This is a genomic window from Pseudomonas sp. FG13 (genome assembly GCF_057809755.1).
This window is the reverse complement of sequence record NZ_JBMDKO010000001.1, coordinates 207,788-227,007: the sequence shown is the minus strand read 5'-3', so window position 1 is coordinate 227,007 and position 19,220 is coordinate 207,788. Positions and strand designations below refer to the sequence as shown.

General features: G+C 51.6%; 19 protein-coding genes. 9 read left to right on the top strand and 10 right to left on the bottom strand.

The annotated features are described in order from the left end of the window. Positions 1-196: 196 nt before the first annotated feature. From ACODTO_RS01045 to ACODTO_RS01020, 6 genes are all read left to right on the top strand, one after another. On the top strand, positions 197-643 hold the full coding sequence (locus ACODTO_RS01045; protein WP_258632544.1) for a RidA family protein: 447 nt from the start codon (positions 197-199) through the stop codon (positions 641-643). A 22-nt stretch (positions 644-665) separates the two neighbouring features. Continuing rightward, complete coding sequence (gorA, locus tag ACODTO_RS01040) at positions 666-2,021, top strand: glutathione-disulfide reductase (protein ID WP_489105835.1); 1,356 nt, start codon at positions 666-668, stop codon at positions 2,019-2,021. A gap of 482 nt (positions 2,022-2,503) precedes the next feature. After that, positions 2,504-3,937: an NAD-dependent succinate-semialdehyde dehydrogenase gene (locus ACODTO_RS01035; RefSeq protein ID WP_258632541.1), complete on the top strand. Its 1,434-nt coding sequence runs from the start codon at positions 2,504-2,506 to the stop codon at positions 3,935-3,937. Positions 3,938-4,018: 81 nt separating this feature from the next. Continuing rightward, entirely contained in the window at positions 4,019-4,516 is a 498-nt protein-coding gene (locus ACODTO_RS01030) for a CMD domain-containing protein (protein ID WP_258632540.1), read from the top strand. Then, the gene (locus tag ACODTO_RS01025; RefSeq protein ID WP_258632538.1) at positions 4,513-5,088 is read left to right on the top strand and encodes a peroxidase-related enzyme; all 576 of its coding nucleotides are present in this window, start codon (positions 4,513-4,515) and stop codon (positions 5,086-5,088) included. Before ACODTO_RS01030 ends, ACODTO_RS01025 begins: the two co-directional genes overlap by 4 nt. Positions 5,089-5,395: 307 nt before the next feature. Continuing rightward, positions 5,396-6,511, top strand: a complete 1,116-nt coding sequence (locus ACODTO_RS01020; RefSeq protein WP_258632536.1) for an AraC family transcriptional regulator — start codon at positions 5,396-5,398, stop codon at positions 6,509-6,511. Here ACODTO_RS01020 and ACODTO_RS01015 read toward each other — a convergent pair. Further along, a complete protein-coding gene (locus ACODTO_RS01015) occupies positions 6,508-8,106 on the bottom strand; it encodes a phytoene desaturase family protein (RefSeq protein ID WP_258632534.1) in 1,599 nt (532 codons plus the stop codon). The two genes, ACODTO_RS01020 and ACODTO_RS01015, sit on opposite strands and share 4 nt — an antisense overlap. Before the next feature lie 291 nt (positions 8,107-8,397). Between ACODTO_RS01015 and ACODTO_RS01010 the strand changes: the two genes are divergently transcribed. After that, a complete protein-coding gene (locus ACODTO_RS01010) occupies positions 8,398-9,273 on the top strand; it encodes a TauD/TfdA dioxygenase family protein (protein ID WP_258632532.1) in 876 nt (291 codons plus the stop codon). Positions 9,274-9,298: 25 nt separating this feature from the next. Next, positions 9,299-9,613, top strand: coding sequence for an EthD family reductase (locus ACODTO_RS01005; protein WP_258632530.1), 315 nt, complete (start codon positions 9,299-9,301; stop codon positions 9,611-9,613). A 123-nt stretch (positions 9,614-9,736) separates the two neighbouring features. Here ACODTO_RS01005 and ACODTO_RS01000 read toward each other — a convergent pair whose 3' ends face one another. From ACODTO_RS01000 to ACODTO_RS00965, 8 genes are all read right to left on the bottom strand, one after another. Next, positions 9,737-10,858, bottom strand: coding sequence for a PLP-dependent cysteine synthase family protein (locus ACODTO_RS01000; RefSeq protein WP_258632528.1), 1,122 nt, complete (start codon positions 10,856-10,858; stop codon positions 9,737-9,739). 32 nt (positions 10,859-10,890) lie between these two features. Beyond that, on the bottom strand, positions 10,891-11,268 hold the full coding sequence (locus ACODTO_RS00995; RefSeq protein ID WP_258632526.1) for a Rid family detoxifying hydrolase: 378 nt from the start codon (positions 11,266-11,268) through the stop codon (positions 10,891-10,893). Between the two features lie 105 nt (positions 11,269-11,373). Further along, positions 11,374-12,876 (bottom strand): FAD-dependent oxidoreductase, encoded by a 1,503-nt coding sequence (locus ACODTO_RS00990; RefSeq protein WP_258632524.1) that lies wholly within the window; start codon positions 12,874-12,876, stop codon positions 11,374-11,376. A 277-nt stretch (positions 12,877-13,153) separates the two neighbouring features. Further along, positions 13,154-14,464: an NAD(P)/FAD-dependent oxidoreductase gene (locus ACODTO_RS00985; protein ID WP_258632522.1), complete on the bottom strand. Its 1,311-nt coding sequence runs from the start codon at positions 14,462-14,464 to the stop codon at positions 13,154-13,156. A 71-nt stretch (positions 14,465-14,535) separates the two neighbouring features. After that, positions 14,536-15,201 carry an amino acid ABC transporter permease gene (locus tag ACODTO_RS00980; RefSeq protein WP_258632520.1) on the bottom strand — a complete coding sequence of 222 codons (666 nt, stop codon included), beginning with the start codon at positions 15,199-15,201 and terminating at the stop codon, positions 14,536-14,538. Between the two features lie 10 nt (positions 15,202-15,211). Then, on the bottom strand, positions 15,212-15,880 hold the full coding sequence (locus ACODTO_RS00975) for an amino acid ABC transporter permease (RefSeq protein WP_258632518.1): 669 nt from the start codon (positions 15,878-15,880) through the stop codon (positions 15,212-15,214). Next, positions 15,864-16,667, bottom strand: coding sequence for an amino acid ABC transporter ATP-binding protein (locus tag ACODTO_RS00970; protein ID WP_309475697.1), 804 nt, complete (start codon positions 16,665-16,667; stop codon positions 15,864-15,866). Before ACODTO_RS00970 ends, ACODTO_RS00975 begins: the two co-directional genes overlap by 17 nt. 48 nt (positions 16,668-16,715) lie before the next feature. Next, the gene (locus tag ACODTO_RS00965; RefSeq protein WP_258632516.1) at positions 16,716-17,537 is read right to left on the bottom strand and encodes a substrate-binding periplasmic protein; all 822 of its coding nucleotides are present in this window, start codon (positions 17,535-17,537) and stop codon (positions 16,716-16,718) included. A 275-nt stretch (positions 17,538-17,812) separates the two neighbouring features. Between ACODTO_RS00965 and ACODTO_RS00960 the strand changes: the two genes are divergently transcribed. Then, positions 17,813-18,316 (top strand): Lrp/AsnC family transcriptional regulator, encoded by a 504-nt coding sequence (locus tag ACODTO_RS00960; RefSeq protein ID WP_008015727.1) that lies wholly within the window; start codon positions 17,813-17,815, stop codon positions 18,314-18,316. Positions 18,317-18,361: 45 nt separating this feature from the next. On the opposite strand, the gene ACODTO_RS00955 is transcribed toward ACODTO_RS00960, so the two are convergent. Then, positions 18,362-18,973 carry an acyl carrier protein phosphodiesterase gene (locus ACODTO_RS00955; RefSeq protein WP_258632514.1) on the bottom strand — a complete coding sequence of 204 codons (612 nt, stop codon included), beginning with the start codon at positions 18,971-18,973 and terminating at the stop codon, positions 18,362-18,364. Positions 18,974-19,220: the final 247 nt, after the last annotated feature.

Sequence of the window (19,220 nt, the reverse complement as noted above, 5' to 3'; positions counted from 1 at the left end):
AATGGCGACACTTTCGAATGAGCCCTTGTTAAGCTACCAACCAATTGGTAGCCTTATTTTAGGTTGCTCGATTAGTTTTTTTTAAGACACTATCTGAGCGACGGAGCGGTCATGAGCCAACGCTTCTATCGAGACTAAAACCGACCGCGGTCAGTGCACACACTCCATTTTGCTTTCCTTCAAAAAGATCAATCCAATGAAAATTCCAGGCTTTATTGTCGCGGCGACCTTGTTATCCATGACGGCCGGTTGTTCGATGATGAAAGAGACGTCTGCAATCAGCACGACGAATGCACCGACTGCTATCGGTCCCTACTCCCAGGCGATCCGCGCTGGCGATATGTTGTTCCTGTCTGGCCAGATCCCGCTAGACCCGGCAACCGGACAAATCAGCGGATCGACGGTAGACGAACAAACGAAGCGCGTTCTGGACAATTTGTCGGCGGTTCTGGCAGCAAACGACATGACAATGGCCAATGTCGTCAGCACCACCGTCTACATGCGTGATTTGAACGATTTCACGGCCATGAACAAAGTCTATGGCACTTACTTCACCAGCAATCCACCGGCGCGCGCCACGATCCAAGTGGCACGCCTGCCAAGGGACGTCATGGTCGAAATTTCTGCCATCGCGAAAAAATAGCGCCAAGTGCCTGGAACTGAAAATGACCTACGACTTTGATCTTTATGTAATTGGCGCAGGTTCCGGCGGTGTCAGGGCTGCGCGATTTTCAGCCAATTTTGGCGCGAAAGTGGCTGTGGCCGAGAGCCGCTATTTGGGCGGGACGTGTGTGAACGTTGGCTGCGTGCCAAAAAAATTGCTGGTCTATGGCGCGCACTTCACTGAAGACTTCGAGCAGTCGAAAGGTTTTGGCTGGACGCCGGGCGAGGCGAAGTTCGACTGGGCGACGTTGATCGCCAATAAGGATCGCGAGATCAGCCGCCTGAACGATATCTATCGCCATCTGCTGCTCAACAGCGGCGTGACACTGCATGAAGGTCACGCGAAAATCGTCGATCCGCACACCGTCGAAATCAATGGCCAGCGCTACACAGCCAGGAACATCCTGATCACTACCGGTGGCTGGCCACTGATCCCTGAGATTCCGGGGCATGAGCACGCGATCAATTCCAACCAGGCGTTTTTCCTTAAAGAGTTGCCCAAGCGCGTTATGGTGGTGGGCGGTGGTTATATCGCTGTCGAGTTTGCCGGGATCTTCCACGGCTTAGGTGCCGAGACCACGCTGCTGTATCGGGGGGACCTGTTCCTGCGTGGCTTCGACGGTGCGGTGCGCAAACATTTGCAGGAAGAATTGACCCGGCGCGGCATGGACCTGCAATTCAATGCCGCCATCGAGCGCATCGACAAACAGGCCGATGGCAGCCTGAAAGCAACCCTCCAGGATGGCCGAGAACTGGAAACGGACTGCGTGTTCTATGCCACCGGTCGACGTCCGATGCTCGACAACCTGGGATTGGAAAACACTGGCGTCAAACTCGACAAGAAAGGTTTTGTCGAGGTCGATGAACTGTATCAAACCGCTGAACCGTCGATCCTGGCTCTGGGCGATGTGATTGGTCGGGTGCAGCTTACGCCGGTCGCGCTGGCAGAAGGCATGGCTGTGGCGCGGCGCTTGTTCAAGCCTGAGCAGTATCGCCCGGTGGATTACAAGATGATCCCGACGGCGGTGTTTAGCCAGCCGAACATCGGCACGGTGGGCCTGACCGAAGAAGAAGCACGAGCGGCGGGGCACGATGTGGTGATATTTGAAACCCGTTTCCGGCCAATGAAGTTGTCGCTGACCGAATGCCCGGAACGCACTTTGATGAAGCTGGTGGTGGAGGCAAAGACCGACAAGGTCTTGGGCTGCCACATGGTCGGCCCGGAGGCCGGAGAAATCGTGCAGGGATTGGCGATTGCGCTGAAGGCGGGCGCGACCAAGCGCGATTTCGACGAAACCATCGCCGTGCATCCGACGTCCGCCGAAGAGTTCGTCACCCTGCGCACGCCGGTAGCCTAGACGATTCCGCCAACGGTGACTCCGGCGCACACGGAGCCTCGGAGTCAGGCTAGTTTTTTGGTTTTCGGGTTGCTCTGAAATCAAAAGCTAGCCGCGACTGACGTCGCAAAAAACAATCTGCCCTGCGGGTAAAGCCCCTGATCAGAAAAAAGCGCTCTTTCGATAGGTGGCTTTATCCAGCCAAGTGGGATCGATATACCCATGGATAGCCTCGGAACGTCTACTGTCCAAAACTCCCCTGTAGTAGGCGTGCAATCGTACCGAAGGCATCGATTAAATAATTTTTTTACAGACAGCATGATTTTTGGAAGTAAATTCTAAATTCGAACCCATTCTTGAAAAATACGGAAAATTTTTCGGTGGGAGATACCCTATATTTTATTGAAGCCCATGTGTCGTAGATAGCTTGTAGCTAAGCACCACAATGAGTTTCTAGCCAAGCCATGGGACGTTGAAACCATTAGCAACTATAAGAGGTGATCATGGAACAAATACCATTGTTTATTGGCGGTGTATGGCGTAACACGCATCCTACTGAATCGATCCCCGTTATAAATCCGGCAACAGAAGAGCAGATCGGACTCATTGCGAAAGCTGGCTTGGCTGACATTGAAGATGCGGCGATCGCTGCGCAAAAAGGTTTTGCCACCTGGAAGCAGGTGTCCGCGCTTGATCGCGCAACGATTATGCACAAAGCGGCAAACCTCATTCGTGAGCGCGCAGAAAATATCGCGCTAACCCTTACCGCGGAACACGGAAAGCCCCTGGCCGAGGCGATGGGTGAAGTCGCAGCAACTGCCGACACCATCGATTGGCATGCAGAAGAAGGCAGACGCGCCTATGGACGTGTCATCCCTTCCCGCGCATCAGGCATTCATCAATTTGCCTTGATGGAGCCTATTGGGCCTGTAGTGGGATTCGCGCCCTGGAATTTTCCGCTCATTCAAGCGGTAAAAAAGGTCGCTGGTGCGCTGGCCGCCGGCTGCTCTATCATTTTGAAGGGCGCAACCGAGGCACCTTCGTGTGCTGTCGAGCTTGTCAAGGCATTCGCTGACGCTGGCGTTTCTCCAGGAGCCGTCAACCTGCTGTTTGGCGACTCAAGCCAGATTTCCGAGTATTTGATTGCTCATCCCTCCATCCGCAAAGTGACCTTCACCGGATCGACGCCAGTCGGCAAAAAGCTTGCGAGCCTCGCAGGGCTGCATATGAAGCGATCCACTATGGAACTGGGTGGTCATGCACCGGTGATCGTTATGGACGACGCGGACATCGCTACAGCAGTGAAGATTTCTGTCGCCGCCAAATATCGAAATGCGGGCCAGGTCTGCGTCTCCCCGACTCGCTTCATCGTTCACTCTAAAGTGTTCGATGAGTTTGTTTCCCGCTTCGTGGAAGGCGCACGAGCCATCAAGGTGGGCGATGGTCTTGATCCACTGGTAACGATGGGCCCGATGGCTCACCTTGGCCGGCTCAAGGCGACAGAGGAGCTCGTCGCGGATGCGGTATCGCACGGAGCGAAGCTGGAGACCGGCGGAAATCGCGTAGGCGACAAGGGTTATTTTTTCGAACCCACCGTTCTCACGAATGTACCGGTGAGCGCGCGCGCCATGGTTGAAGAACCATTTGGCCCCATTGCGTTGATCAATTCTTTTGACGACATCGATGAAGCGATCAGGGAAGCGAACAGGCTGCCATACGGTCTCTCTGCATATGCCTATACCCGATCACTGAGTTCGGCAAATAAGCTGTTCAACGGGATCGAGTCTGGTGCCATTTCGATCAACCATCACAGCGTTGCACTACCCGAGCATCCATTTGGCGGCGTTAAAGACTCAGGATACGGAACCGAAGGTGGGCCTGGCGCACTGGATGCTTTCATGACCACAAAGTTCGTTTCGCTTGCGAGCGTCCTTTAACGTTTGGCGAACCTGTTTTTCAGTTCGCTATAGAGCATTGCTGCATTCAGGAATAACGCGTCGCTAACTATTGGAACTCCTATGCTTACTCCGAATATTATCGAGCGTCTTGTCGGCGCAAACGAAAACTCTCCGCTCGCGATGGCCATTGCCGAGCGGGCAGAAATTATGGCGTTGAGTCAAGCGAGCCATGATGCCGTGATCATTCCGAAGCATCCCGGTGGTCTGTCACATGCAGAACGTGCAGCCCTTGCTGAACGAATCACTCGGTTGAGCAACTCTGAAGAACTGGCCGATCACTACCATGCGTGTCTTGTGGCAGCAGGCGGTGAAGAAGGCCTTTATGTTGCCGCCGATCCTCAGCAGGCCGCCTACGGGGATGAACGGTTCATGGCGATCATCCAATTCACGGACTTGGTCACTCAAAAGCCGCGAGAAGCTACAAAGCAAGATATCGATACGTTAAAGGCTGCTGGAATTTCAGAACCGGACATCGTAAGGCTCACTGAAGTGCTCGCTTTCGTTAACTACCAGCTCCGGGTCGTAGCAGGGTTCAAAATTGCAGGAGAAATGAAATGAGCCAGGTCGTGCATAATTTCACCGTATCGGTGCCTCACTGGTCGCCGTACATCAAGCCTGTCGAGTTAGAAAGTGCGAGCCAAGAGCAGCTTGATGCGATGAAAGTGACTCCATCGAGCAAAAAGATCTCGGAGTATGTGCTGACGCTTGCGCATGATCCTGAATCCCTCGCGGTACGATCTCCTCTGTTCAACGCCATCATGTACGGACGTGCTGGTTTACCCCCGGCTGAGCGTGAGTTGGGTGCGATTGGTTCTTCAATTGTTAATCGTTGCGTCTACTGCGCAGCGGTACACGGCGCCCGGTACAATCAGCTGACCAAAAGTACCGAGCTGGTCGCAAAAATTTTTGCAGATGAAACCGAAGCACAGTTGGATGAGCGCTCCCAGGCGTTGTTTGACTTTGCGGTTGAGTTGGCCAAGTCACCTCCCGCGTTGAATGCCCGGCATGCCTATGCCTTGAAAGAGCTCGGCTTTGACACGCTTGGAGTTGTCGACCTCGTGCTGGCCACGGCCATCTTCGGTTGGGCAAATCGCCTGATGCATGTTTTAGGTGAACCCGTAAAAATCTGATCAGACGCTCCATTGAAGTGATACCAAATAGCGGGCAGCCCCAAGCTGCCCGTTTATCAAAATGACCGATTTCGATAGCAGCATTTCCACATTCCCATCCTTCCGCGTCCTCAGACTTCCAACCCCCTACGCGTATCTCGACGCAAAATCGACGCTGCCGGCCAGGCCTTGGAATATCCCTATCAGACGTGCTACACAGTCTGTCGTAACACTTCGCCGACCTTGAGCCACCGATTTGCAATGCAGCGCCAGGTAAGGGTCTCACCTCTTTCCGAGCAAGCATTGTGTGGCAGCTAACGGACATAGAATGACCCGACCTCTCACCGTCAGTGCCACTTGGCTTGTAGGCGTCATCGAGGAACTGACTCGGCAAGGTATCGAGCCTTCCCGTTTGGGCGCGCCCTGGACTCAACACTGGGAAGAAGTGGCGCCTACGCGGCAGCTGCAACTCGTGCAAGTGAGGAGGCTCTGGCAACGCGCAATGCAACTCTCCCAGGATCCGCTGCTCGGCTTGAAGGTTGGTGTAGCATTGCCACTGCAATCGATGAACGTCGTAGCACTGGTGTTGATGCACAGTAGTTCATTACGCCAGGCGCTCGCCCATACGGTCAGGCTGCAGCAATTGGTTAGCAACTCTGGTCGTTTTTTAATTGAACCTGCGTCCAAAAATGGTGTTCATCTGGTTTACCACGTAACACCCAGCCCGGTTGCCATGCATCCGGCCCAGATAGATTCGCTGTTTGCCGCGTACATGCGCCTGCTCTATAACTGTATGCCGGCTGACCGTAGGCCAAACAGAATTGAGCTACCGGGTACTGACGCGTGTTTAGCCGACCGCTATCAAGTCTATTTTGATTCTCCGGTCATTCTCGGAGTCGAGCACGCTCGTGTCGTATTTGGCGCTGAACAGCTGGACTCACCCTGGCAGGCTGCCGATCCAACACTGCTTCGCATCCTACTCGGGCGCGCTGAGGCGATGATTAAAACCCAGGGTCGCTCGGACACGCTTCTGGATTACGTCAGTGCAGCCATCGCCGCGCAGGGATTTGCCCAGGCGAACTGCGACAGCGTAGCGCGCTCGCTGGATCTCAGCAGACGTACTCTTCAACGTCGATTGGCTGAGCGCGGTTCATCCTTCCGTCAATTACTGGAAGCGGTACGTATGAGCGAGGCACTGGAAGGCCTGGCTGATCCCGATCTACCTCTTGTGATGCTGGCAGAACGACTGGGCTATGCAGAGCCCAGCGCGTTTTCGCATGCTGTGCGAGGTCACTTCGGTAAGGCACCTAGCGCCCTGCGGCATGAGTTGGTAGGCAGTTTATTGGCTGAAGGAAAGGCTCTTGCAATCAACAGCACTGAGAGCGCCGATCATCAAAATACGACTTGTGAAGCGAATTTGACCCGGTGCGAACTTGAGGGCTAAAGCTCTCGAAAAAGGTCACGCTCAAGAACCGCACTCGCCGCGACCAGCCCACTGACCATCGCGCCACTGACTCCGGCAGCGGTCACATCCTGTCCGCCGAAGAACAAACCTTTAACAGGGCCGTGCGCGCGCATCCAGCGCTGTGCAAAACGCAGTGGCGTTTGCTCATACCCCATGAAATTGCCGCGACTACGATTTAGAAAGTGATTGAAGGTTAGAGGTGTAGCCAACTCGGCATGAGCAATGCGTCCGCAGATTTGAGGATAGTGTTTTAGGGCCACGGCCAAAAGGTCTTCGCTCAGTCTTGCCGTCATGTCCTCGTACTCTGCACCTCTGTGCTTCCACTTCGTGCCAGTGAACCGCTCGAACACAGACCAATCAGTTAAGCCGCAAATATCCATCGTGCTCTGCTCAGGGTGGCGCTCGGGCCAACTTGGATCCCGCAGTGATGGATGGGCAATGAAATGCAAGGGCATGGGCTGTCCCTCTGGATCAGCTTTGTACCGTGCAAGGTTCGCCGGCAGATCATTGCTTGGGTGCACCCACAGATTGGCTGGGTGAATGTTCAGATCAGCGTTTGCGATGTCGATGCCCAGGTTCAGCACAGCAAAACATTGAGTTGTACCAATGCTCTTAGTGACCTCGCCCAATGGTTGCGCCAATTCAGGATTTGCATGAGCCAGCAACGGTACGGTCTGAGAGATACCAATCGCGCTGACGACTCTGTCTGCGCGAATCTGGCTTCCGTCGGCGGTTTGCACACCTACTACGCAACCATCACTCAGCTCGATGCTCACAACCTCTGCCGCCACCAGGCAAGCGCCTCCTGCGGCACGTACAGTGTCGGCCATGGCTGTGGCGATGCGTTGCGAACCGCCAACGGGGTAACTGGCACCCTCGATGTAATGGCTGAAAACCATGGCATGGATCGCAAAAGAGGCCTCGGCAGGAGAATTGCAGTAGTCCCCGTAATTCCCGCACCAGACTGCCTTGAGGTCAGCGTTGTCAGTCAACTCGTCCAATACTTCCTGCACTGTGCGCTGTGCAAGTGGCATGAATGCTGTTTGAGCCTTGGTGAAAGCGGCTTCAGAAATTGAATGTGGCAACGCCCGCTCACCGAAGAAGAATTTCGCCGCCCGGCTTGCCTCCCCCACCAGCTCCACGTAACGATCGATCGCGCGCGCCTCCTTCGGAAAGTAGTCCTTGAGTCGATCCTTGTAGGCTTGTGCACCGGCCATATGATCGTAGCTATTGGCACCGACGATAATGCGATTGTAGTTTTCGGGCATGGGTGCCCATTCAAGCTGACCGCCTGAGACTTTGTCGAACAGGCGATAGAGTCCACTCGCCTTGCGGTGTACCTCACCCATATAGTGCAGGCCAACGTCCCACTCGAAGCCTTGGCGTTTGAAAGATTGCAAGCAACCGCCCAACACCGCGTGGCGTTCAAGCACCAAAACGCGCTGTCCGTCGAGCGCCAACAATGCGGCTGTGCTCAGGCCGCCTGCGCCAGAACCTATGACAATCGTATCGAACCTGCCGTCTAGCTCACCACGGGCCAACGCGCGCTTAAAACTCAGATCGTAATCGCTCATCGTTCTTCCCTTCCCTGCCCTTTCCGGGGGTTTTATGGTCATGGGTGCGCAGTCGCTACGCAGCCTGGCTGAGTGTGGCTACGTGGGGGAATCGGCGTGAATGGCACCACACGCCAAATATTTGTTCCGACACGACAATTTAATTAAAACGGGGAACAACCGCCCGAGGTACTGGCATCCCAAATCAATTCTCTGTCGCACTGTAGCAACGACAGCAAAGGACTGGCGTCGGAGAATCGCTCCACGGTCATCCTGTGATTTTTTATAAAAACGAGAGAAGGGGACTGCGATATGGAGAGCTACTTCAGGCATATACAGGTGGAACCCGAGGCTCACGGTTTTGGCGCCAGGGTTACCGGTATCTCTATAGATAAGCCACTCACGGCAGCGGTACTAGGAGAAGTGAAGGACGCGTGGGCCAGGCATTCGGTCATTTATTTCCCGGATCAGCCGCTCTCCCACGCACAACTGGAGGCGTTCACGCTTCAGTTTGGTGAGTTTGGAGTGGATCCATACATCGTCCCAATGGAGGCTCATCCGCACATTCTCGAACTCAGACGCGAGGCTGAAGAAAAGGCAGTCAACTTTGGTGCCCAGTGGCACTCAGACTGGAGCTTTCAGGAACAGCCGCCGGCGGGAACCATCCTGCATGCCAAGATCACTCCGCCCGTGGGTGGCGATACACTATTTGCCGACGGGTATCGTGCCTACGATGACCTTTCTGAGACGATGAAGGGACTCCTGAACCCTCTTGTCGCGATACATTCTGCGAGCATGCCTTATGGTAAAAACGGTCTGTTCGCAAAAGAGACAGAAGTACGCTCAATGAAGATCGTAGTCAGTGAAGACGCCGACAAGACCTGGCCGCACCCGCTGGTACGAGTACATCCGGTAACCGGTCGCAGGGCTCTGTATGTTAGCCCTGTCTACACGCAGAGTATCCAGGGTCTGAATCATGGAGAGTCAACGGCGTTGTTGAGTTTTTTGTATCACCACATGGTGCAGGACATCTATGTCTACCGTCACCGGTGGGCGCCGAACATGCTTACCCTGTGGGACAACCGCTGTACGCTGCACAATGCAGACGGCGGCTACGACGGTCACCTGCGCCTCATGCATCGAACAACCGTCTCAGGCGAACGCCCTGCTGGTGTTCCATCCGTTTAATCAATAAACCAGGGGAATAAATCCAATGATTGCCGTAAGCATTCTGTACCCGAATGAAGCTGGCGCAACCTTCGACTTCGATTACTATCGTGATCAGCATATGACGATGATTCAGCAGAAGATGGCCGGGGCCTGCAGTCACTTCACTATTGAAAAAGGCCTTCAAGGTCCAGTGCCTGGAAGCGCTCCGACCTACATTGCGATTGGTCATCTCTTCTTCGAATCACTCGATGCATTCGCCGCAGCATTCGGGCCGCATGCCAAGGCCATCGGGGCCGACATCGCCAATTACACCAATCTCAAGCCCATCATTCAGATCAGCGAAGTGCTCGTCGGCTGATCTCCAAGATACCGATTGGCGCAAACCGAAAGGCACCTGGTTTTTTATAATCAGGTGCCTGATTATTTAAAGCGTGCATAAGCGTCGTCAGCTTATTAATAAGCGATCATGAGTCAAAATCGACTACTGGCCTCGTACATTTTTACAGAGGTTGACCAGTGACACATCTGAAGTTTCTCCATCGAGAAATGAATTCAAATACTTCTCATAAGGCCTTATATCAATATTGGCCTCTTTAAGCCAGTCAGCATCGTAATACGTAGAGGCATAACGATCTCCCGAATCGCAAATTACCGATACTATCGATCCCGTCTGCTTCTGTGAGTGCATTTGCTCCGCGATACAACAAACACCAAAGAAATTCGTTCCCGTAGAACCACCAACTCGACGCGATAGCCGCTCTGAAAGAACGTGCATGGCAGCAAGTGAAGCGGCGTCTGGAATCTTTATCATGTGATCGATGACATCCGGGATGAACGAAGGCTCTACCCTCGGCCGACCGATACCTTCGATTCGAGAGGGAGTGGCACAAATGCTCGCCTTATCCCCAGTATCGTAGGATTCGTAGAAAGCGGAATGTTCAACGTCAACGACACAAAGTCGAGTATTCAGATGCTTATACTTTATATACCTTCCGATGGTGGCTGATGTTCCTCCCGTGCCGGCACTCATAACCACCCAAGCGGGCTCAGGATCTTGCTCCATTGCCATTTGCGAAAATATACTTTCAGCAATGTTATTATTGCCGCGCCAGTCCGTAGCGCGTTCTGCATTTGTAAACTGGTCTAAATAATGACCACCCGTTTCACAAGCAAGTTGCTCGGCAACCGTATAGATAGCCCCAGGATTGTCAACAAAGTGACATGTCCCCCCCAGACGATTGATAGCATCGATTTTCTGGCAACTGGTGGAACGCTGCATGACTGCAGTAAAGGGCAGATTTAGGAGCTTAGCGAAATACGCCTCACTGACCGCTGTTGAGCCAGAAGATGCCTCGACTAATAAAGTACCTTTTTTTATCCAGCCATTGCAGATGCCATACAGGAAAAGCGATCGTGCCAAGCGGTGCTTCAGACTGCCTGTAGGATGAGTAGACTCATCTTTCAGATAAATCGATATTCCAGGCAACCCATTAAAATCTAAAGGAATCAGATGTGTATCGGCAGAACGATTGGCATCCCCCTGCAACACGCCGATCGCCCAGCGTGTCCACTCTTTATCCTGATTTCCGAGATTAAGATTCATAAATATCCTGTAGTTGACCACTGATTCAACATTCAGTCCAATGCGACAATTGCGTCTACTGCGACAAGGGCACCTTTCGGTAGTGCGGAAACCTCGAACGTGGCGCGAGCGGGGAACGGTGAAGAAAAATAGGTCGCATACACTTCATTCAACCTGGCGAAATCACCTAAGTTCGTAACCATTATTGTTGTTTTGATCGTCTTCGAAATATCGGTACCCGCTGCTCCAGCAATCGCTGAAATATTACTGAGGCACTGTTTCATTTGAAGCAAGGCATCTTCCGCCACCAGTTCTCCCTTGGAAGGGTCAATGCCGAGCTGTCCCGAAACAAAAAGATATTCGCCATGACAGACTGCTTGCGAATAGGGGCCGACGGCAGCTGGTGCTAACAAAGTTGAAATATCTCGCATAAAATAATCCCTATCCACTATTAACGGATATTAAAAATTATAATTGTATTTTAGTAAAAGTATCGCTTAGTGATACCTATCACGGACTAACCAACGATGCTTGACTCAATCAGCGAAACTCTTGCTTGCTTGAGTTGAATTATTGAAGGGAACGACCCCTACCATCTCAAGCTCAGCGTAATCGGTGAACTTATTGTAAATCTCTTCAGCATCCTCAAGGTAGAGTGACTTGGTGATTCCACGTACTGCGCGAGGAACCGAATATCTAAAGCCGCTGATAGCCGAGCCGGAAAGCCCCATACTGACGAGCGCGCTGTAGGTAAAATTGAAAATTTTCGAAATGTAGGGCGCTTCCCCGGGCCGTTTCTCGACAAATTCAAAATTCTCGCCCAGGTAGGGATGACTGGAAATTTGAGCATCTTCCTCCCCATGAGCCGGGCTATATTTGTCTTGCCAGAGTGCTATGTCATTGGCAATGCTTGAAAGCTCCGGGCGTAGAGAAAAATCATTCACAAAACCAACGGCGACTATCAAGTAGTCCACGTTGAGTTTGTCTCCAGACGCCAGGGTGACCTCAACGTGTTCTTTTCCGTCATCCATTACGAGTTTCACCCCTTCCCAGGCCGCATGGGTACGAACGCTCGCACCTGCTAAGCCTGACAAGCGATTGTAGGCGTCCTGCGGAGCTGGAATGTTGTACCTGAACATATGCCGCATGTATTTCCACTTCAGGGAATTATCCATATCAGCGTAATGATTAAGAAATCCTGCTTTTGCCATCCAGATCTGAGGGTTAATGCGCTGGATATCTTTGCGACGAATACAAACAGTCGCTTCTAACGCTCCCGCCTCAAGCGCGGTCGAAGCGTTGTCGAATGCTGATGCGCCTGCACCGAGAACCGCTATCTTTTTCCCTACAAGCTTGGAAAAATCAATATGCTCTCCTGAAGATGCATACCGATCTTTAGGCAATGCCGATGAGATGAACTTGGGTACGTGCCAGGCCCCGCCGCCATCAACGCCCGTCGCAACAACCACTCTGCGAGTATAAACAACGTCGCGAGCCGATATTTCCCCTCGACCGTCGAATCTGTTCAGCTCTAATCGAAATAGTTTGTCTTCTGGAATGACCTTGGAGACGCCAGTAAGATTCTCGACTGGGATCTTCAGCGTATCGCGACACCATGTTAGATACTCTTGCCAGTCCCCCTTCGGAATTTTGATCAGCTCTTCCCAAGCCTCTTCGCCGTATTTGGCTGTGTACCATGCTTGAGGTGCAAGACTGCTTAATGTCGCATCAATACCCGGCAAATGCTTAACGGTACGCAAAGTGCGCATCCGCGCCGTATTGTTCCAGGGGCCTTCCAGACCTTTGGGCTGCTGATCAAAAACAACGATGTTATCAACCCGTTCGCGTAAGAGACCTGCAGCGATTGCCAACCCGCCTTGGCCTCCCCCGATGATAGCAACGTCATAGACATGCTTGCCGCTAGGGTGCGTCTGAGGCAGTACCCAAGGGTCATGAGGAAAACGTAGAACGTGGAGATCGGTCTGCACCCTGGACGCCAGTTCATCTAGAGCACTATATTCTGTTGATTTCACACTCATTTTTCTTCACCTATCTACATAGAACCGAAATATAGGTCATCTCGTCGCAAACAGCCTAGGGGCCGCTCATTTCGCTATTTCGCTAATCGGGCTCGATAAAGTCAGTGTATTCTTCCTTCACCAAAAGCAGTTTCCAATCTTCACCACTAAAGTTAGGAAAAACTGAATAACTTTCTAAAAAACAACGAACTCTTGGAATTATTTTTCCAGGATTCGCTAACACGTGAACAAAGACCTCCAACAGCACTGCAAAGCCCACGATTTTTTTTCGTTTTGGTTACGTAAAAAGTAACGTATTACGATAGAAACGAATTCCAGCGTCATAGGCTTCTAATGCAATCTCACGCATTGGATATTTCGTAGACTTTCTTAGTGGCAACGGAGTGATTACATCATCGCCGAGTGCGATTTTAGCCAGCATTTTTCCGAAATAAGCATTTGGCGCAATGCCTCGTCCGTTACATCCGATGGTTGCAAAGATGCCCGGGCGCGGTTCAACGAGATGCGGCAATCTGTCGACCGTTTGGCCAAGCGTGCCCGACCACCGATAACCCCATTTAAATGTGGGCGCGAATGGGTAGACAAACTTCATGGCGCGATTTACCCAATTATCCCCTTCCGAATGAATGGGAAGGAATCCAATAGACCCAACATGAAGACGCCCTACCGGGTCATATCTGAACCACAGCGGTATCTTATGGGTGTCCCACATGGCTATGTAGTGAGGCAAAATTCGCTCTCTCCACTCAGGAGGTAACGGATCTGCAGTGGCGATACCAAAAGCACCAAGAGGCATTATTTCCTCTTTGAAACCTGGTACCAGATCATTGCTGTATGCGTTGGTTGAGAGAATGACCTTATCGGCTTTTATTGTCGTATTGCCGGTGGTAGCAACCCATCCGGTGCCTGAAGGTTCCAGGGATGTCACTTTAGACCCAGTAGAAATTCTAAGACCTCTGGCGACTGCGGCTCGCGCTAACCCGCGCACGTAGGCAAGCGGTTGAAGCGTAAATCCGCGGTGATCGATCAGTGCAGCTTTATATCGGCTCGATCCGTTCATCTCTTCGAGTTCAGAGCCATAGACCATCTGAACATTCGCGCCCAAGGCTTGCCAATCCGAGGCCTGGGTCTCGAGTTCTCGTGTTTTCTGAGCAGACGTTGAACAGCGGATGATAGGCCTTTCGTCAGCGGCACAGTCAATACCGTAATCGCGTATCAGTTGACGGACGACGTCAGGCGCGCTGCCCAACTCCTTCAAAAAAAGCTGACCGTAATCCGGGCCGAGCGCACGAAGAATTTGTTCCGGCGAGAGAAACTGACCAGGATTTACCTGCCCTGCGTTCCGTCCGCTAGCACCAGAACCAATTTCTTGGGCTTCAACCAATATTGTCCTAGCGCCGCGTTCTGCACAGTGGAGCCCAGCAGTCACGCCATTGAATCCGCCGCCAATGATCAAGACATCGCAAGACTCTTGCCGCGCCAGAATCACGCTTTCTGGCTTTTCCCCACCGGTCGCAGACCACATTGAATGGTTGATTTCAGATTCTTGTCCGCTAATGAAAGGTCTATCGCCATTAAACATAGTCATCCTACTTCGCTACGAGCGCGTAATTTATTAACTGTTTTCAATCGCTACAAAGGGTTGGTTTTTTTGCTTAACTAAATAGCCATGGTGTGCAAAATTTTCCGCTCCAGGGCCGTGACAGCGCGAGTAATAGGAAACGCAATTACAAAATAAATGACTGCAGCAGCGGTCAACAACTCCACTGGATGCCCTGTTCGGTTAGATATGTTTTGACTAACGAACATCAAGTCAGCCATACCCACGGCGGAGACGAGTGCACTCTCCTTAAACAAGCTAGTGCAATTCGATAACAGTGTGGGAGCCGCTCTGAGGAGCGCCTGCGGTAGAAGAACGTACACCGTATGGACACGGTAAGTCAGTCCGAGAGCAACCCCCGCATCATGTTGCTCTTTGCTAACGAAGCTGAACGATGCACGAAACGTCTCACTGGTGATCGCCGCCATATACAACGTCAGCGCGATGATTCCGCAAGTCAGGTTCGAGAGTTCAACGCCTAAGACCAGAGGCAAGCAGAAAAACATCCAAAACAACTGAATCAACACGGGGGTACCGCGAAACAGTGCCACGTAGACAGTGCTGACGCCGTAGAGAATTTTACTTTTGGAGCTTCTTGCAATCGCAACCAAGAAACCTAAAGCACACCCCAACACAACGCATATCGCTGTGAGTTTTAGAGTTAATAAGAGTCCAAAAAATAACGCGGCCTTGTAATCAAAAACTACTGAGAAATCTAGTTCCATGGTCGCGTCCTCATGAATTTTCCGCTTTACGGCGTCGCTCTATATATTCTACGAGCTGAGATACAGGGAACGATATAGCGAAATATATAAGAGCAATGACGGTAAACACTTCGATAGGTCGATAAGTGTCGGTGGCCAAAATTTTTCCCATATACATTAGATCTTGCAAGGCGACGATCGCGACCAGCGCAGTTTGCTGGAATGCACCGATGCCGTTTGCAACCAATACAGGTAGCGCCGAACGGAATGCTTGTGGGAGCACCACATACACAGTTCGTTGAAACGGAGAAAGTCCCAGCGCAACAGTTGCGTCATACTGATTGCTTTGAACGCCCTGGATGGCCGCCCTGTACGCCTCCGCGTTGAACGCTGCCAAGTTGAGCCCAATCGCCAAAATCCCCATAGTCAGTGCGTCTATGTAAACATCGAATATGATGGGTATGCAGTAGAAAAACCATACGATCTGAACAAGCGCAGGGGTACAGCGAAAAAACTCGATAAACAAAGTAAAAGGCCAACGGAGAATTGGATTAGGGCTCATCACCAATAGCGCGATGATGAAACCCAGGGTCAATCCGATGATATTCGCTGCTATCGTGAGCTCCAGGGTTACGACCAATCCCTTGAGCAGCGGCCATAGCCCATTCGCGATAAAGAACAAATCAAATTGATAGTTCACGTCCCACTCCTGCAGTCTCGCCAATATGAAAGACTCGCTGTATGAACTCTCTCGTTCGAGCTTCCTTCGGTCTACCGAGAACCTGCTCAGGTGGCCCATCTTCGACTACCACGCCCCCAGCGCAAAAGATCACGCGTGAGGCGATGTTTTTGGCAAAGTGCATGTCGTGAGTCACTATCACCATTGGCATAGATTGTTCAGCCAAATGCATAATGACTTGCTCGACCTCAGCTACCAGCTCGGGATCGAGAGCAGAAGTCACCTCATCAAACAACATCAGCTTTGGATCGAGCATCAAAGCTCTGGCGATGGCGACTCGTTGCTTCTGCCCGCCAGACAGGTGAGCTGGATAGGCTTTTTCCTTTGCCTCCAACCCAAATCTCGTCAACAAACCACGTGCTCGGAGTTCTGCCGACTGCTTTGATTCACCTCTCACCTTGATGGGTGCAAGTGTCAGGTTTTGAAGAATATTGAGATGCGGGAACAATGTGTAATGCTGGAACACCATTCCAATATTACGACGGATTTCCTTATCAATCACTGTCCTGCCAAACTTGTCAGTCGTAATATAGTTTTTTCCTTGAAAAAGCAATTGGCCTTTATCAATATCTTCTAGCCCCATTAACACTCGCAGCAATGTACTCTTTCCGCCACCACTCGGCCCGATCACGACGACACGGTCACCTGGGCACATGCTAATGTCCAAACCTTGTAGTACAGGTTTTACGCCACCTGCATAGCTTTTATGCAGACCTTTCATTTCCACGAGATAGTTTGCAGTTGCCATTAGCTTCTACTCCAAGTTCAGACAGCCTCTAACACTCACTAATACAAATTACTTAGTCTCGTGTGCGATAGCTTTTTTGATTAGCTCATCCATATGACCGGTCGTGACAGCGTCATTGATATAGAGGTCTAACACTTGAAGATCAGCGTATGAGGTATCACGTCGTAAACCGAACGAAACGCCTTTCTTGTCGATTGCCGGCGCCGGCTTAAGAACGACAGCCCAGTCGGTGTGCGAAGCAGCGAATAAGTCGTTAGCTGCTGACGTATCAAAAATCACATCAGCGCGTTTAGACATTACAGCCAAACGGATCTCGTCCGGGCCAGGCAAACGCATAATTGATGCGTTTTTGATGATGGCCGTTAGTGACTTATCTTGAGCAGTGCCAGACGATACAGCGATGGTCACGCCAGGCTGGTCGATATCTGCAACGCTTTTCGGCTGATTCGTCTTTGGATTTTTGTGGTTGTAGATAAAGGTCGATTCGGTAGCTGATAGGTTTTTTGAAAAGACGATAGAAAGCGCACGTTGTGGGGTAGCCGTGAGTGCCGGTGCTAAATCCCATTTCCTGGATTGCAAGCCGGCAATCATGTTGTCCCAACTGGTGTCTACAAATACCGCCTTGACCTTCAGGATCTCAGCAAATTCTCTGCACGCATCGACGAAGAAACCAGAATACTCACCAGTAGCCGGGTCTTTCATGATGTAGGGCGGAGCCTCGGCCGTGCCACATCGAATAGATCCAGATTTCTGAGCAGTAGCCCACACGCCATCCCCCTCACCCTCGGCGTAAACGCCTGATGATCCGCAAACCACTCCTACTAGAACCAATGCCGGTAACAGACGCATGCCCATACGTTTGAAAATCATATCGGTATCTCCCAGTGATGCGCCGGCCAAGCGCAGATTCGAGGGGATGGCCCTCTGAGCCTCTTGTTATTTTCAGCGCGCCCGCTTTGGGGCTGGAACGCACCTCTTTTTTTCTCCCTGATGAAGCACTCCGCTCGATCCGTCTCGCTGTTGAAAAAAGACTACCATTTGACAATAGGTAAACTATTGCAAAATTTCCACACCTGAACCTCTTGACTTGGAAGCCATTTCCAATGTTTTCTCTATATGTGCAATATTTTTTCGAGGCTGTGTAAATGACCAGTTCTTCAAAGCTGCCGGATCGTTCCTCCCGTCTAGACCGTATCGATCGTCGAATACTGGCGGGGCTACAGCGCGACGCTACTCAGCCCGTAACCGAGCTCGCAGAGCAGGTCGGTCTCTCCATGACACCCTGCTGGCGCAGGATTCAACGCCTGGAGCAGCAAGGGTTCATCAAAAAACGTGTAGCCATCCTCGACAGAACGACACTCAATGCAAAAGTGACAGTGTTCATCATGATCAAAACAAGGGAGCACTCCATTGAATGGATAGATCGTTTCTATCAAGCGACTCGCGACATGACAGAAATTGTTGATATCTATCGGATGAGTGGTGAGGTTGATTACCTGATCCGCGCTTTCTTGCCGGATATCCAAGCCTATGACGTGCTTTATAAAAAAATCATCGGTCAGTTGCCTGTAGCGAACATCACGTCGATGTTTGCAATGGAAGAGATAAAATCAACAAGCGAGGTACCGCTTGATTTTATTCCTGATTAAATCAGCTTCAGAGGCAGCTCTTTGTATCCAAACGAGCTGCCTGGTCTAAACGTTAACTATCGGAATTGGCGATGTTTTTCCTAATTCCGAACCCGGTTGGGCGTACTGCCACAGCAGTGGATAGAATTCTAGGAAATCCGCACTCAGCGGCTCATACAGCCCTGTCAGCTCTTCGTATGCACCCAGCAAACCTTCTGGCTGTGATAGGCGCAGGGCGATGACTTCCAGCCCATGGCCGATCATCGAAAAGTCCCTATACGCGCCAAGCCAATCTTCCGAAATAATCAACGGCGCGACTTGAGCCAAGCGCTCCGGCAACGCGGGCTCGTCCTTCAAAAGTCGGTAGACTTTTTGAGAGAAAACGTCCAAGGGCAGATCGGCGTATAGCTCCCAATCCCGCGCTAAGCAATGGTCGAAGAACATGTCGAGCGCGATTCCCGCATAGCGACGTCTTGCTACAGGGAATCGCCCAAGCGCCCGCCTAACCAATGGATGGGAATCCGTAAACACATCAATTCGGCGATGCAGCCTGATTGCCTCTGCGGTCCGTGCAGAGAAATTTCCTAAAAACGTCCCTTTTACAAAATCCCCATAAAGACTCCCCAGCAGTTGCTGCGGCTCCTGACCGCCTAAGTGGAGATGTGCAAGGTAGTTCATCAGCGACTCCTACTAACTATAGGGCTTTCTGAATGGTCACCCGGAGGATTGATAGAGCTGGGCTCCGCTGTCCGGGATCGGCCCTCGACAGGAGAGCTACCATTCACTAGGTAGTCAATCAATACCCGATTCAAAGCCGCCCAGCAACCCTAGATTTCCAGCTACGTGTCGCCCGCGACCACCTTAAGAATGACAGAATTACGCCGGTTGTCGCTTTTCTCATTGCAAGCCTACCAACTGGATGGTA